Genomic DNA, 14,432 nt, shown 5'->3' with positions numbered 1-14,432 from the left:
AAATGCTCCGTATCTTTCGATACGGAGCATTTTCTTCGAGCGCTGCGCAGATTGCTAGGTTTTCACACAGCCTGAATTGGGCGGGTTTTTTTATGCCTGCAACAATCGTCAGGATCGACACGGTCAAATGTGGGAGCGGGCTTGCTCGCGAAGACCGACTGACCTTCGACATCGATATTGACTGACCCACCGCATTCGCGAGCAGGCTCGCTCCCACAGGGAGAATTTGTTTAGCCATTGGGCTGGGTTAGGCAACTGGCGAATAGCTGCTGGATTGGCTGTGTACGCTGGCTATAACGCTGCAACAGCACGATCTCCCGATAAAACGTCAATTCACCCAACGGGATGATCCTGACCTTCGCCCCATACTCCAGCCACAACCCCGCTTCCGGCAGCAGCGACACACCCAACCCACACTCAACCATTTTCACAATGGCTTCCAGCTCATCCAGTTCCAGCGCCACGTGCACGTCTATCTGCTGTTCACGCAAAAACCGCGTCACCAGCCGTCCGCCGAACGAGTTGCGGTCATAGCGCACGTGTGGATGATTCGCGAGGATCTGTAACGGATCGTCGCCTTCAAGCGCAGCAGGCACGATCAGCACGAACGGCTCCCGGCGAATCACCTGTGCCGACAATTCCTTGGGCAACTCAAACGGCGGCTTGATCAAAATGGCCAGGTCCACCTCACCGGTGTCTACCTGGCTCAACAGATTCAGCGACACGCCGGGCACCAGTTTCGGCTCCAGCAACGGCGCCTGCTGCCTCAAGCGCAACAACGCCTGAGGCAACAACCCGGTCTGGGCCGTAGCCACAGCCCCAATTTTCAACTCGCCGCGATACTCGCTGACATCATCACTGACCGCCATTCGGCTGAACGTTTCCAGCATCTCCCTGGCCATCGGCAACGCCCGTTGCCCTGCGGCGTTGAGAATCGCCTGGCGCCCCGTACGGTCGAACAAGCGGATACCCAGCGCCTGCTCCAGATTGCGCATCTGCGCGCTGACCGCCGATTGCGTAAGACCAATGTGCATCCCGGCGGCCGCGAAAGTGCCGTACCGCGTGACGGCAATGAACGTTTTGAGTTCGCGCAGCATGACCGCCCCCGATTGATCGAAATAATTTGAGCTCGACGCAAAAACTATCGTCTTTCAATCAAAAAGCACAGCGCTAAACTCAGCCACACACAACGACCATCCGAGGCCTGACCCATGCAACTGTCCCCTTTCCACTTGGCGATCCCGGTGTATGACCTGAGTGCCGCACGAAACTTCTACGGCGAGGTGTTCGGCCTCGAAGAAGGTCGTTCCAGCGATCACTGGGTTGATTTCAACTTTTTCGGCCATCAACTGGTGATTCACCTGGCGCCGAAAAACGCTTCACAGGAAGCCGCACACACCAATGCCGTGGACGGCCATAACGTGCCGGTGCCGCATTTTGGCGTGGTGCTGGGCATGAATGAATGGGAGGCGCTGGCGCAGCGTTTGACCGCGTTGGGCACGTCGTTCGTGATCGAACCGGGCATTCGCTTTCAGGGGCTGGTGGGCGAGCAAGCGACGATGTTCCTCTTCGACCCGTGCGGCAATGCGCTGGAGTTCAAGGCCTTCAAGGACATCAGTCAGTTGTTTGCCAAGTGAACGCGTCTGCCTCGGCCAACAGCCCTTCGATTGAGTCGTGACGCAGAGGGTCGTATTCGATCTGGCCGAGGCTGAAGCGCAGATCGTTGGCGCGATGGGCCGCGGTATTGCGCTCGGCGAGTATTTCGTCGAGACGGGCCTTGATCGCGCCCGGCTCGACAGTGGCTGACCCCGTCAGCAAGGCGACGAAAGTGTCGCCGCACAGCCGGACGATCACATCGCTTTCGCGAAACGCGATTCGCAGCACATCCGCAAAGGTTTTCAGCGCGCGGTTGCCCTCGGCGCGGCCATACAGGTAGTTGATGTGCTTGAGGTCATCGAGCTTGAAAAGCAACAGCGTGGTCGGTTTGTCGAGTTGCTGGCAGGCGTCCAGCCCCTGTTGGGCCAATACGGTGAAACCGTGACGGTTGGGCAGCAGTGTCAACTCGTCCATGCTCGCCATCTGCACGCCCATCAGTTCTTGCTCGGCCTTGCGGGCCAGATCGCGCAGCAATTGCCGTTCCTGTTGTGGCGAACGCAATGGATCAGCGCGAACGCCGTTTTTCACCGGTTTGCCTGGGATCAACATGACTCACTCCATTGGCGGGTATGGTCTTTAGAGTCGGCCATACCTGCATTGACTCCCTGTTAACGGACCGCCGGTCAGCTACCCAGCACCGGACACGGCCCACCCGCCTCGGCCCACAGCTTGAATTGCGTGACGAAAATGTCGTGCGGCACCGGTACCGGCGCCCTGCCCTCACCGGGATTCCAACCCCACAGCACCAGTTTGTCGTCGCTGACATGCTTGATCAGTGCGACGAAATCACGGTCGCCATTGCTCGCGCGGTCCTTGATCATCGCGCACAGTTTGTCCGCCGGCAGGCCGATCCAGGCCATTTTGTGCGACGTCGGCGGCAGGCTCCAGTGCGGCGCCCCCGGTGGCGCGTGCGGCCCGTAACTGGCCGGCGGATTGGCCTCGGCGTGACAGGTTGCACAGGGCAGACCGGCCGCACCCTTGCCGTCCATTCCGCGCACCACGTTCATGGCATGTGGGGTTCCGGCGTCAAACTGCAGCGGCGAATCCCCCGGAATATGGCAGTTCTGGCAACGCGGACTTTGAAAGACCTTCTGCACCGTATCGAATGCCTTGATCGCCTCCTTGTCGTCCGCGAACAGGTCCTCGGCGTAGCCCGCCAGGCCAATCAACAGCACCGCGCCCAACATCAGATGTCGTTTCATCTCACACCCCCGACAGTTGCAGCGGCAGCTCGCGCAAGCGCTGCCCGGTCAAGGCAAACACTGCGTTGGCGACGGCCGGTGCGGTGGGTGGAACGCCGGCCTCACCGATGCCGCCGGACCGTTCGGTACTGGGCACGATATGCACTTCAACCACCGGCATTTCGTTGAGCCGCAGCACCTGATAGTCGTGATAGTTGGATTGCACCACCTGTCCGTCCTTGAAGGTCAGTTTGCTGTGCAAGGCGAAGCCGAGACCAAACGTAATGCACGATTCCATCTGCGCCGCGATGCTCATCGGGTTGACCGCAATCCCGCAGTCCACTGCGCACACCACCCGATGCACGCGGATTTTCAGGTTGTCCTGGGACACTTCAGCGACGTGCGCCACGTAGCTGCCGAACGATTCGTGTACCGCCACGCCCAACGCATGACCGTCCGGCAACGGTGCGGTCCAGTTGGCTTTTTCGACCGCCAGATTGAGCACGCCCAAATGCCTTGGATGGTTCTTGAGCAAGGTTCGTCGGTATTCCACCGGATCCTTGCCGGCCGCCTCGGCCAGTTCATCGATCAACGATTCCATGACGAACGCCGTGTGGCTGTGCCCCACCGAACGCAGCCACAACACGCTGATGCCGGTTTTCGGCGAGTGCAACTCCACCTGGTGATTGGCCAAGTCTTCCAGATAAGGACTGTCGGCGACACCTTCCACCGAAGTCTTGTCCACGCCGTCCTTGACCATGGTCGCCGCAAACGCGGTACCGTCCATGATCGACTGCCCGACCATCACATGCTTCCAGGCGATCGGCATGCCGCTGGCATCCAGGCCGATAGTGGCCTGATGCAGGAACATCGAGCGGTAGTAACCGCCGCGAATGTCGTCCTCACGCGACCACACGGTTTTCACCGCAGCGCCGGCGGCTTTGGCAACCTGCACGGCTTCGGCGACAAAATCCGAGGTCGGATTGGCCCGGCGACCGAAGCCGCCACCGAGGAATTCGGTGTGGATGTCGACCTGTTCGGGTTTGAGCCCAGTGATCTTGCCCGCGATCATTTGATCCAGCGTCTGGAACTGAGTGCCGGTCCAGATTTCGCACTTGTCCTTACTGATTTTCACCGTGCAATTGAGCGGTTCCATCGGCGCGTGGGCCAGGTACGGCACGCTGTATTCGACGTCGATCTTCTTCGTTGCTTTGCCCAGCGCGGCCGTTGCATCGCCCCCCTTGCTCGCCGAAATGCCAGGCGTGGCGGCCAGTTTGCGGAAGCTCTCCAGCAGCTTCTGACTGTCGAGCCCGGTGTTCGGCCCCAGGTCCCAATCGACTTTCAGCGCATCGCGCCCCAACTTCGCCGCCCAATAATGATCAGCGATCACCGCCACGCCCGTAGGCACTTGCACCACTTTATGCACGCCCGGCACTGCCAGTGCCTCGGCGCCTTCGAAGGATTTGACGCTGCCGCCGAACACCGGCGGCCGGGCGACCATAGCGGTCATCAAGCCGTCGAACTGCACGTCCATGCCGAACTTGGCCCGGCCGGTGATTTTCTCCGGTGTGTCCAGGCGCTTGGTGGGTTTGCCGATGACTTTCCAGTCCTTGGCCTCCTTAAACTTGATGGAAGCCGGATCCGGCACCGGCAGCTTGCCGGCGTCGTCAGCCAGTTCGCCATAGGTGGCGCGTTTGTCGCCGGCAATGACCACGCCTGATTCGGTGCGGATCTGCGAAGGCGCCACATCGAAACGCTTGGCTGCCGCATCGACCAGCATCAAACGCGCCGCCGCTCCGGCCTGCCGGTAGCGGTCAAACTCCATCCAGGTCGACGTCGAGCCGCCGGTGATCTGCATGCCACCAAACCCGGCCAACCCGTAATCGGCAGCCGAGGCCGGTGAGTGCTCGACGCGAATGGTCGTCCAGTCGGCGTCCAGCTCCTCGGCGATCAACATGGTCAGGCCGGTCCAGATGCCCTGGCCCATTTCCGAATGGCCGAGCAGTACAGTGACGCTGTTGTCGTTGCCGATGCGCAGGAAAGCGTTGGGCGCAAAAATGTTGCCCTCATTCTCCGCGCCCACGGCAAAACGATGGGCACCGGGGATGACAAAAGCCACCACCAGTCCTCCGCCCAATACGGCGCTGCCCTTGAGAAAACCGCGGCGCGAGACATCCAGGAGGCTGTTCATCATTCTGATTCCCTCGACATGGCATCAACCGATCTCGGCGGCGCGCTTGACCGCTGCGCGAATCCTTGGGTAAGTGCCACAACGGCAAATGTTGCCGGAGAGCGCCTGATCGATGTCGCTGTCGGTGGGTTTGGGAATTTTTGCCAGCAACGCGGCGGCGGACATGATTTGCCCGGATTGGCAGTAACCGCACTGCACCACATCGAGTTCGGCCCAGGCTTGCTGCACCGGGTGCGAACCGTCGGTGGACAGGCCTTCGATGGTGAGGATTTTTTGCCCGTTGGCCACGGCGGTCGCGGGCGTGATGCAGGCGCGTAATGGCGCGCCATCGACGTGCACGGTGCAGGCGCCGCACTGGGCCATGCCGCAACCGAATTTGGTGCCAGTGAGGTGCGCGACATCGCGCAGGACCCAGAGCAGCGGCATGTCCGCGGGGACATCCAGCTCCTGATCCTTGCCATTGATGTTGAGGGTCAGCATTGCGAATTTCCTCAGACTCACGGTGTTCTGAAGGGCGTCGCTACGACAAGCAACTGCCTGTGCGCGCCTTGGGTTATCCCTTCAGCTAAGCGCAAAATGCCGGGCGAGACCGGTTCATCGACCACCGGTCACACAAAGGCCACCTCAAATGGGTGGCCTTTGCATTGATCTTTTGTGGTGCGACAAAAAAGCTGTTTAAAAGTCAGTGGACACCGACACTTCGCGCCACACCTGCAACTCTTCGGCAACGAAGGTGTTTTTGGCTTCAATCGCCGCCACACAGTCACTGCCCAGCGGCAGGCGCAGCGGTGCGTTGGGTGCTTCTGCCAAGGTGATCATGGCCTGCGCGAGTTTGTCCGGATCGCCAGGCTGATTGAGGGTCACGGCCTTGGCGATTTTGCGCACCTCACCCGCGGTGCTGTCGTAGTCGCCAATCGAAGCCGGAGATTCGACCAGCGAATTGCCTTCGAGGAATTCCGTACGGAAGTAACCGGGCTCGACCACCGTCACCTTGATCCCAAGTGGCGCCAACTCGGCATGCAGCGCCTCGCTCAAGCCTTCGACGGCAAACTTGGTCGAGCAGTACACACCGAAACCCGCCCCCGACCGGTAGCCGCCCACCGAAGACAGGTTGATCACATGCCCGCTGCGAGCGGCACGCATATGTGGCAGGACCGCACGGGTGACGTTCAGCAGGCCGAAAACATTGGTTTCGTACACGCGCCGCACTTCATCCGCGCTCGCCTCTTCTACCGCGCCCAGCACACCGTACCCGGCGTTGTTGACCAGCACGTCAATACGCCCGAAGTGCTCGATGGCCGCGTTGGCGACTGCAATGCCCTGCGCCTCGTTGGTAACGTCCAGCGCAACGGCGAGCAACCCCGGTTGGGTGCCGAAACGTTGGGTGATCGTGCCGGCGTCACGGGCGGTGGCGACGACGGCGTCACCGTTTGCCAGAGCGGCGGCGGCGATTTTGGCGCCGATGCCACGGGAAGCGCCGGTGATGAGCCAGACACGTTTGAAGGAGTGGGAAGTGGTCATGAGCGTGTTCCTTGTTTGCGGTTGGGATGAGCACAAGGTACGCAGGAAGATTGATCGGAAAAATCGCCTCGTGCTACAAGCACTATGAAACTGTCTTTCATAATGGCGACCCAATGAATCACGATCCGTTTGACGGTTTGACCGAATTCCTCGCGGTCGCCGAGCACAAAAGCTTCACCCTCGCCGCGACTCGCCTGGCCGTGACGCCCACCGCCGTCAGCCACGCAATCAAGCTGCTGGAGCGCCGCACGGGTGTGCTGTTGTTTCAGCGCACCACGCGACGGGTCGCGCTGACCGAGGCCGGCGCCAGCCTGTTCGCGCGCTTGCGCCCGGCGGCCAGTGAAATCGACGAAGCGCTGGCGGTGCTCAGCGGTTTTCGCGATCAACCGATGGGCACGTTGCGCATCACCGCGCCAAGGTTGTCCGGCGCACTGTTGATCGAGCCGCTGATTCCGCTGTTCCGTCAGGCCTACCCGCAGGTCAGCCTCGATATCTCCCTGGACGATGCCACCGTCGACCTGATGACAGGCGGTTTCGATGCCGGAATCCGGCTCGGGGAATCCATCGAGAAAGACATGGTGGCGGTGCGCCTGACCCCGGACCTGCAATGGTCGGTGGTGGGTTCGCCGGAGTACTTCGCCAAGGCCGGCAAACCGCTCAGACCAGAAGAACTCCCCGGGCATGACTGCATCGGCTTCCGCTTCTCCACCTCGGGCAGCGCGCACCGCTGGGAATTTCGCCGTGACGGACGGGACTTCACCGTAGGCGTCGAGGGCGGCCTGACAGTCAACGATCGTCGGCTGCTGGTCTCGGCTGCGCGAAACGGCCAGGGATTGGCGTACGCCTGTGATCTGGAGATCATCGACGACTTGGCGAACGGCCGGCTGGAGCGTGTGCTGCAACCTTTCGTGCCGCTGAGTACGGCGCTGTACCTGTACTTCCCCAGCCGCACCCAGACACAGCCGAAACTGCGCGCCTTTATCGATTTGGCCACCCGCTGGATCGCCGATCAGGGAGGCTTGGGGCGCTAGACCCGCGGCTTGAACAGGATCGTGGTGTAGCGCGTCAGGAACAGGCCGAACGCCGCGCACCACAGCAACGCCGAAAGTGCCAGCCCTGCGCCGGAAAATGGAACGAGCAACACCCGGCACACGCCAGCGACGATCAGCAAGGCAAAACCCAGCACCACGGTTTTCGATGGCTGTAACAATCGCCCGGTATGGCCGAGGCTGACGCGGGCAATCATCGCCAGGATCAACCCGCCAATGCCGCCCACGGCCAGTGCATGCGTGGCCAGACTTTGTTGTGGCATCAGGCCCGCGTGCCACAGCGCCATCGCCAGCGTAGCCATCAGCATCCAGGCATACGCCAGGTACAGCGACCACAGCAGCGGCGCCCGCCAGATCCCTCGATCGTGCCAGCGCCACAAGCGCAGCAGCTGCAAAGTGCCTATCAGCAGAAACAACGCGGACAACCACGGCCTCGGGCTGTCATTCAACCCGATGGCGAACGACACCGCCGCCAGCAACGAACTCACCAGCAGGATTTTAGTGGGCAATGGATGAGCCGCCGGTGTGGCAGGACGGTTCAAGCCGCGTTGGATGAAAAACGGAATGACCCGCCCGCCAATGACCGTCATCAGCGCCGCCACCAGCCACAAGGCCGCGAGCACACCGTGTCGCTGCAATCCGGCGTCATCGGTGGCGATGCCCCACAGCGTCAAGGCCTGGCAGCCCGCCATAAAGGCGACCACCAGCAAAATCGGATAGTTCTCACGCTTGCCGGCCGCGATCAGGTCACGCCCCAGCATCCAGGCCAGCAGCGGCAGAAATGGTATTTGCACAGCAATCAGAATGGGCGCAGGGATCGGCAGCAACCACGCCAATCGCGCCAGCAGCCACACCAGCAACAGCCCGATCAACGGCCAGCCGCTCAAGCCGGGACGCCCGGTCCAGTTCGGCACCGCCGTCAACAGGAACCCGGCAATGATCGCCGTGGCAAACCCGAACGGCATTTCATGCCGATGCCAGCTCAACATCCCGCCAATGGGTTGCGCACCGGGCAATCGGCCATACAACCACAGCGCCCAGATCACGACGGCCACCAGCGCAAACAGCGCACCGGCAAAAAAGAACGGGCGAAACCCGAGGCTGAACACCGGTGCGGCGGCAAGTTTTCTCATTTCAAACCACCGCTGGGGTCAGGCCTTTGGTCAACCGGTATTGGGCCAGCAGGCGCATGACGTAGCCGATCTTGAGCAATGTAGGACCGATGATGGTCATGGCATGCATCCCCACCAACAACGCGATGGGCATATGACCGTCGTACAAGTAGGCGCCATAGATCCCGGCAAACAGCATGACCAGGCCGGCACCGAGCACGTTGCTCGACAGATGCAGAACGCGCAGAGGGTTATTGAGAAAATCGAACATTTTGGCGTACTCCTGAATCGGGTCAGTTGTACGTTAGGAGTATCAAGTGCCGTGCCAGATGTTAGCCCGTTTAAAATCAACACCTTGAGTGCAGCAGAGTCATATCGACCACAGCGCAAATAGTCGTTATGACCCAACATCAAGTCATATTGACTCGATTCTTCGACAAGATTGGCGATCTACGGTCCCACCGATCAGCGCCAGGCTGTCTACGCTGATAGTCCAGCATGAGTAACCCGTAGAGGAGCGCCACCATGCAACGCGTGCAAAAACTGACTCCCTGCCTTTGGTTCGACACTCAGGCCGAAGAGGCGGCGAAGTTTTACTGTTCGATCTTCGATCATTCAAAAATCACCGGCACCACCCATTACGGCAAGGCCGGCCAGGAGGTCCACGGCATGCCTGAAGGCCTGGTGCTGACGGTCAGCTTCGAACTGGACGGGCAGAGTTTCACCGGCCTCAACGGCGGGCCGCATTTCAAGTTCAATGAAGCGGTTTCCTTTCAGGTCAACTGCCAGACCCAGGAAGAAATCGACCACTACTGGGGCACGTTGTCTGCCGGTGGCGAACCGCAGGCCCAGCAGTGTGGCTGGCTCAAGGACAAATTCGGCCTGTCCTGGCAAATCGTACCGATCCTGCTCATGGACATGCTCAAAAGCCCGGACACCACCAAGTCCCAGCGCGCCATGCAGGCCATGATGCAGATGAAAAAGCTCGACATCGCCGCCTTGCAGCGAGCCTTTGACGGCGAGAGCTAATACACTCCCGGACTGACCTGCCGAGGACGCCGAAGATGAAGCACGCCGCTGCCAAAAACGCCGACAAAGCCCCGCGCTTCTGGCGTGATGACGCCCTGCCTTTCATCGAGGCCCGCTCTATCGCCGACGGTCGCGAAGTCTGCTACACCCGGCATGCCCACGAGCACTTTTCCATCGGTGCGATCACCGCCGGGTGCAGCACTTACCTGCACGAACAATCGGCCTTTGAGGTCAGCGCCGGCACCGTGGTCCTGATGAACCCTGATGATGTTCACGCTTGCAACCCGATCGACGACCAGCCGTGGTCGTACCTGATGCTGTATGTCGAGACGCCCTGGCTCACCGATTTGCAGCATCAACTTGGCTTCAGCCAGGACGCGATGTTTCGGCGTTTTTCCACCACGCATACCCGCGATACCCAGCTGTTTGTCGGCCTGCAAAATCTGTACAAAACACTGATTGATCCCCTGCACGACGTGCTGCAAAAACACAGCGCGGCCGTGGAGTTTTTTACCGATGTACAGCAGCGACTCAATCCGGCCGATCAGCCGCTTCGCGAGCCCAATTTCAAGCTGGAACGGGCCGCCGACTACATCCGTGACAACTGCACGCAGGTGCTCAAGCTTGAGGACATTTGCGAAGCGGCTCAGTTGTCCCCGTCGTACCTGATCCGCGCCTTCAAGCAGCATTACGGCATGACGCCCCACGCGTTTCTGGTCAACCGGCGTATCCAGTTCGCCCGTGATCAATTGCGCAACGGCAAGTTGATTGCTGATGTTGCGCTGGAAGCGGGGTTTGCTGATCAGGCGCATTTTCAACGGGCATTTAAACAGCACCTGGCAGCGACACCGGGGCAGTACCGGGGTTGATGTTAAATACCTTACAAACTTACACCTTGTAACAACCAACCAACTAACAGCACTCTTTTTAAATAACGCAACACACAGATACAGAAGCGCAACAACTATCACTCACGCACTCAATTAAGCTCCGCCTCACTTCACAACCAGAAGATGGAGCTTCAACTTGAATAACGCACTCTTCCAAACCAACAACACACATCAAAAACAGTTAGTTTCCGAAGCTATTTACAACTTGCTGAGCGATCAATACCAGATCGTTCAAATTGATTGGGAGTGGGATCGTTTAGCCGTCACCCGTGTCACCGATTCCGACCTGGACGCCCTCCATCAATCGGCAATGTTAAGCCTGAGGAGAATGATTCGGCATCCGGACTTTGTCAGGATCAGATCCGCGCACTTCATCCCGCCAGGTGTGGCATTCCAGGTTGATCAACAGGCTCACCTCTATTACGTCTACGAAAATATCAGCAGCCGCCAGAGTGAGGAAACCGACATTACTGTCGCCTACTATTCCGCGCGTGTGGACATCACTCATCATTTCACCGGTGTCGCGGATTTTGATGAAAACCTGAACCAACTAGCGAGTATTGCGAAGCTGACCGGCGGGCTTGTTACGTCGAGCGATCAGATGGCCGTTGGTCAATGGCTACGTTTCCACGGCTTGCCACTACCGACCACTGAAGCGAGTGCTAAAGAACTCATCGACCTGCTCAATTTCGCCACGCTTTCCGAGAATTCACCCTATGGAAACTATTGGCAGCTGCTCGATACCCCGCAAGACTCGCCATTCAAGTTGACCGAAGAAAACCGCGCCATCATTCGTCGAGTCATTGAAGACGAAACGGGTGGCGAGATTTCACTGGCGGCCCTGTATGGTCGCTCAGTGGTGCTCGAAAGCATTTCTGCCGACAAACTACCGACCCACCAGAGTTACCGACTGAGGAACCTGATCGACAGCGCTGTAAGTTCGGCAGATAACGGGCAAGCGTATATCGATGCACTCGGCTGGTTCGCCGAAGAAAATGCCCCAACGCTAACGCCGCAGTTCATCGAGCAATTAATGATTGCGGTGATGTTGCTTGACCTTGACCCTGAGGCCGATAACGCCAGTACCACGTTTGCGGGTTTCGACCTCTACTCCAAGCGTTTCCTGCTCAGCCACCCTGCAGAAGTGCGCAAGCAACTGGAACGGCACCTGGTCGACGCCCTTCAGCTTCACGTCATGATTGCGCCGTTGGTGGTGGAGTTGATTCTAGGCGGGATGGCGCCTGAATACCTGGCGCGGGATCTACCCCAAACATTACGGATCGGCACCCCGGGCTGGGTCGTCTTTACCCAATCCGTACATTTTGCAGAGGCGATCGTTCCGGGCATCTCCCGAAGCATGAGCTACCAACACTTGCTGGGTTTTAGCCGACTGTCGACGCTCAACCCTCAACTGGAGGCAGTATTCGCTGCACACACGGCGGACCCCGTGATCACTTGGGCCTTCATGAACAAGCTGATTGCCCGGGACGTTGATGGCAGCCTGAGCCAGGAAGCGGTAAGCCTCGCCTTGAATGAATACCAGCGTTATGTGGACCTGATAACCAGCGCCGCCAACACACTGGGTGAACCGCTACCGCATCGCAAGCCGCTTGCACTGAAAGAACTGAAATCCCAAGTACCGGACTGTGACCCCGAAGAACTACTGGTTAAACATCGTGGTACAGGTGGCGGTGCAGGAAGGAAAGTCTCGGTTATCGATCTTTACATGGGCGATGAACTGCACACCGAGGATTGGGATCGCCCCCGGGGCAACAGTATCTATCAAACATTTCCTCGATTGACCGAACTTTTTCCGGTTGCCGACCTGCATGAACACGCTGTTAACAAGCATTACCAAGGCACCACAGAAGCGCTGGCCAGCAGCATTGCCATTGCACTGTCGCAATTAAAAACTGAAGACGCCGATTACATGGAATATGGCGTGCTGGATATTTACTGCATTCGACAACATACAACACAGACATTTTCAGCCGCACGACCAGGCATCGTCATTGACCCGATTTCCGCTCCGGGAGCAACGGGTCGATTTGGCGTGATTCTCTGTGCGAAATGGCGCGACAACGTTCGCTGCTATGAGCTTTTTCCATTACGACTGGAATGCCGGCCCAATCAAAAACTTGAAACCCTGTTCCGTCCTCTATCGGGCCGCGACCTGAATGACTTTGAGCCAGAACACACTGACCACAAAATCATCGAGAGAATACCGGTTGATATAGAGGCTTACCTGCAAAACCTTGAGCCTCGGGACAATAGCCAGTCCAAAGTGTTTATCCGCAAGATCGGTGAACTCAAGTCGCCGCTGGAGGACGCAGATTCGGCCCCTGCGCCGCCCTCGTTGTTGTCCCCGCGCAAAATGGCGATCGGGAGGCTCATTGCTGAACAAAATCCGTACTTCACCGAAGACGAGGTCAAACAACTGAGTTTCGATCAGACCGAACGCGAACGGGCCATTGAAAAGACCGACGCCGTCTTCAACACCCTTCTTAATCTGATCATCCCGTTCAAGGAGTGCATCGAGGAGCTGTCGTCCGGTGTTCCTTCTCGACAAAAGAACGCAATCTCCGGATGCGTCGTGGACGCGGCATTGCTCGCTGTATCGTTTGCAGCCGTACCGGGGAAAATTGCCGCCACCACCGCCAAGGCAGCCACCGTGGCAACCCGGTTACTGTCGGCATCCAAAGTGCTCAGCCGGACCCTCCTTACTCTGTTCAACCCGCTGGACGGCGTGCCGCAACTACTCAAGGGCGGCGGCAAGTTATTGGGCAGAGGTGTGAAGAAACTCGGTGCTCACTCCCTGGCAACGCCGCATCGAGTCCGGCAGCAATTGCGCTTTCTGACCGGCGCAAATGCCTACGACCTGCTCAGAGCCGTCGACCATACCGGCGCGGCAGCGCAGATCCGCCAGTCGCTGGACACCGTCAGTCATGCACGAACGATTTTCAAGGCCGATAGCATCGAGACTGCGGACCAAGTGCTCAAACATCTGCGTGCCCCTGACGCGAAGCTGCTGAAAAACATCCCCGAGCAGGAGCTACAACATTTACTGGAGAACTCACTGATCGACATTGCGCTTCAGTCCGAACCTGCCCGGTTGCTCAAAAATCTCTTGAATCCAGACATCGTCGACAGTCTGGTGCGCCAGCAGGCGGCAAAGTTCTCCCTGAACAACCTGCACCAGTTCAAGGAGCACACAACGTTGTCAGAACTCTTCCATGATCTGTTGAAGGTGGAGCACAGAAATCTGACGGCGATGCGCGCGCACCAAGATGCCCTGATCGTTAAAGATCTGGGCCAGGCACCTTACAACGGCATCCTCGATGAACTGACCTTCAACCCCAATGGATTGACGGCTGACGGTGAGCGGGCAAACGCCTGGATTCTCAAAGCGTCCAACTCTCGAAACGAGGCTGACAAAATCAGCGATGTGCTTCGCGAATACACTGTCAACGACGCGCCTTTGACATCACCTTCGGTCTATAACGCGCTACATCGGCGTATCGCGCCCGAGGTGACAGGAAGCTTCCGCAGCCCGACGGCAGAGGCCCGATACCCCTCCAATGTTTCTGGTGCAGCGCTCCTGGAACAGCACCTCGCAAGCCTTGATCCTGGCCACGAGGATTTCGCCAAACAGGCGCTGGGCGCATTCCTCGGATTCCACAGCTTTGTCGATGGCAATGGCCGCACGGCGCGCGCGATCTATGCGATTGCAGAGCTGAGGAAAGGCCGATTCAACCCACTCACTGTCGCGACTGAAAGTGCCCTGAGCGGATTGAGCTAGCATT

General features: G+C 58.8%; 14 protein-coding genes. 6 read left to right on the top strand and 8 right to left on the bottom strand.

The genetic code is table 11. The annotated features are described in order from the left end of the window. On the top strand, positions 1–185 hold a 185-nt coding region (locus tag ACWKV5_RS29145), incomplete at its 5' end, for a hypothetical protein (RefSeq protein ID WP_483844080.1). A 45-nt stretch (positions 186–230) separates the two neighbouring features. Here ACWKV5_RS29145 and ACWKV5_RS29140 read toward each other — a convergent pair. Next, entirely contained in the window at positions 231–1,097 is an 867-nt protein-coding gene (locus tag ACWKV5_RS29140; RefSeq protein WP_483844079.1) for a LysR family transcriptional regulator, read from the bottom strand. Between the two features lie 114 nt (positions 1,098–1,211). Here ACWKV5_RS29140 and ACWKV5_RS29135 point away from each other — a divergent pair, with 114 nt between their 5' ends. After that, the gene (locus ACWKV5_RS29135) at positions 1,212–1,637 is read left to right on the top strand and encodes a VOC family protein (protein WP_483844078.1); all 426 of its coding nucleotides are present in this window, start codon (positions 1,212–1,214) and stop codon (positions 1,635–1,637) included. Here the strand turns inward: ACWKV5_RS29135 and ACWKV5_RS29130 are convergent. From ACWKV5_RS29130 to ACWKV5_RS29110, 5 genes are all read right to left on the bottom strand, one after another. Then, positions 1,615–2,205, bottom strand: a complete 591-nt coding sequence (locus tag ACWKV5_RS29130; RefSeq protein ID WP_483844077.1) for a GGDEF domain-containing protein — start codon at positions 2,203–2,205, stop codon at positions 1,615–1,617. The two genes, ACWKV5_RS29135 and ACWKV5_RS29130, sit on opposite strands and share 23 nt — an antisense overlap. 74 nt (positions 2,206–2,279) lie before the next feature. Continuing rightward, positions 2,280–2,858, bottom strand: coding sequence for a hypothetical protein (locus tag ACWKV5_RS29125; RefSeq protein ID WP_483844076.1), 579 nt, complete (start codon positions 2,856–2,858; stop codon positions 2,280–2,282). 1 nt (position 2,859) lies between these two features. Then, the gene (locus tag ACWKV5_RS29120) at positions 2,860–5,028 is read right to left on the bottom strand and encodes a xanthine dehydrogenase family protein molybdopterin-binding subunit (protein WP_483844081.1); all 2,169 of its coding nucleotides are present in this window, start codon (positions 5,026–5,028) and stop codon (positions 2,860–2,862) included. A 24-nt stretch (positions 5,029–5,052) separates the two neighbouring features. Next, entirely contained in the window at positions 5,053–5,508 is a 456-nt protein-coding gene (locus ACWKV5_RS29115) for a (2Fe-2S)-binding protein (protein ID WP_025111491.1), read from the bottom strand. Between the two features lie 195 nt (positions 5,509–5,703). Next, on the bottom strand, positions 5,704–6,549 hold the full coding sequence (locus ACWKV5_RS29110; protein WP_483844075.1) for an oxidoreductase: 846 nt from the start codon (positions 6,547–6,549) through the stop codon (positions 5,704–5,706). Positions 6,550–6,662: 113 nt separating this feature from the next. Here ACWKV5_RS29110 and ACWKV5_RS29105 point away from each other — a divergent pair, with 113 nt between their 5' ends. Beyond that, a complete protein-coding gene (locus tag ACWKV5_RS29105) occupies positions 6,663–7,580 on the top strand; it encodes a LysR family transcriptional regulator (protein ID WP_483844074.1) in 918 nt (305 codons plus the stop codon). Here the strand turns inward: ACWKV5_RS29105 and ACWKV5_RS29100 are convergent. Together ACWKV5_RS29100 and ACWKV5_RS29095 are read right to left on the bottom strand one after the other, a co-directional pair. After that, complete coding sequence (locus ACWKV5_RS29100) at positions 7,577–8,731, bottom strand: NnrS family protein (protein WP_483844073.1); 1,155 nt, start codon at positions 8,729–8,731, stop codon at positions 7,577–7,579. The two genes, ACWKV5_RS29105 and ACWKV5_RS29100, sit on opposite strands and share 4 nt — an antisense overlap. A 1-nt stretch (position 8,732) precedes the next feature. Then, positions 8,733–8,981, bottom strand: coding sequence for a transmembrane sensor/regulator PpyR (locus ACWKV5_RS29095; protein WP_483844072.1), 249 nt, complete (start codon positions 8,979–8,981; stop codon positions 8,733–8,735). Between the two features lie 254 nt (positions 8,982–9,235). Between ACWKV5_RS29095 and ACWKV5_RS29090 the strand changes: the two genes are divergently transcribed. The 3 genes from ACWKV5_RS29090 (at position 9,236) to ACWKV5_RS29080 (ending at position 14,428) form a co-directional block, all read left to right on the top strand. Then, positions 9,236–9,739, top strand: a complete 504-nt coding sequence (locus ACWKV5_RS29090) for a VOC family protein (RefSeq protein WP_483844071.1) — start codon at positions 9,236–9,238, stop codon at positions 9,737–9,739. 35 nt (positions 9,740–9,774) lie between these two features. Next, on the top strand, positions 9,775–10,608 hold the full coding sequence (locus ACWKV5_RS29085) for an AraC family ligand binding domain-containing protein (RefSeq protein WP_483844070.1): 834 nt from the start codon (positions 9,775–9,777) through the stop codon (positions 10,606–10,608). 157 nt (positions 10,609–10,765) lie between these two features. Next, positions 10,766–14,428, top strand: coding sequence for a hypothetical protein (locus ACWKV5_RS29080; RefSeq protein WP_483844069.1), 3,663 nt, complete (start codon positions 10,766–10,768; stop codon positions 14,426–14,428). Positions 14,429–14,432 lie beyond the last annotated feature (4 nt).

The organism is Pseudomonas oplopanacis (genome assembly GCF_057128725.1).
This window is presented reverse-complemented; position numbering and strand designations above follow the sequence as displayed.

Bases quoted from the DNA above. Each gene is read 5' to 3' on its own strand.
- ACWKV5_RS29140 (WP_483844079.1), bottom strand. From the start codon at position 1,097: ATGCTGCGCGAACTCAAAACGTTCATTGCCGTCACGCGGTACGGCACT.
- ACWKV5_RS29135 (WP_483844078.1), top strand. From the start codon at position 1,212: ATGCAACTGTCCCCTTTCCACTTGGCGATCCCGGTGTATGACCTGAGT.
- ACWKV5_RS29130 (WP_483844077.1), bottom strand. From the start codon at position 2,205: ATGTTGATCCCAGGCAAACCGGTGAAAAACGGCGTTCGCGCTGATCCA.
- ACWKV5_RS29125 (WP_483844076.1), bottom strand. From the start codon at position 2,858: ATGAAACGACATCTGATGTTGGGCGCGGTGCTGTTGATTGGCCTGGCG.
- ACWKV5_RS29120 (WP_483844081.1), bottom strand. From the start codon at position 5,028: ATGAACAGCCTCCTGGATGTCTCGCGCCGCGGTTTTCTCAAGGGCAGC.
- ACWKV5_RS29115 (WP_025111491.1), bottom strand. From the start codon at position 5,508: ATGCTGACCCTCAACATCAATGGCAAGGATCAGGAGCTGGATGTCCCC.
- ACWKV5_RS29110 (WP_483844075.1), bottom strand. From the start codon at position 6,549: ATGACCACTTCCCACTCCTTCAAACGTGTCTGGCTCATCACCGGCGCT.
- ACWKV5_RS29105 (WP_483844074.1), top strand. From the start codon at position 6,663: ATGAATCACGATCCGTTTGACGGTTTGACCGAATTCCTCGCGGTCGCC.
- ACWKV5_RS29100 (WP_483844073.1), bottom strand. From the start codon at position 8,731: ATGAGAAAACTTGCCGCCGCACCGGTGTTCAGCCTCGGGTTTCGCCCG.
- ACWKV5_RS29095 (WP_483844072.1), bottom strand. From the start codon at position 8,981: ATGTTCGATTTTCTCAATAACCCTCTGCGCGTTCTGCATCTGTCGAGC.
- ACWKV5_RS29090 (WP_483844071.1), top strand. From the start codon at position 9,236: ATGCAACGCGTGCAAAAACTGACTCCCTGCCTTTGGTTCGACACTCAG.
- ACWKV5_RS29085 (WP_483844070.1), top strand. From the start codon at position 9,775: ATGAAGCACGCCGCTGCCAAAAACGCCGACAAAGCCCCGCGCTTCTGG.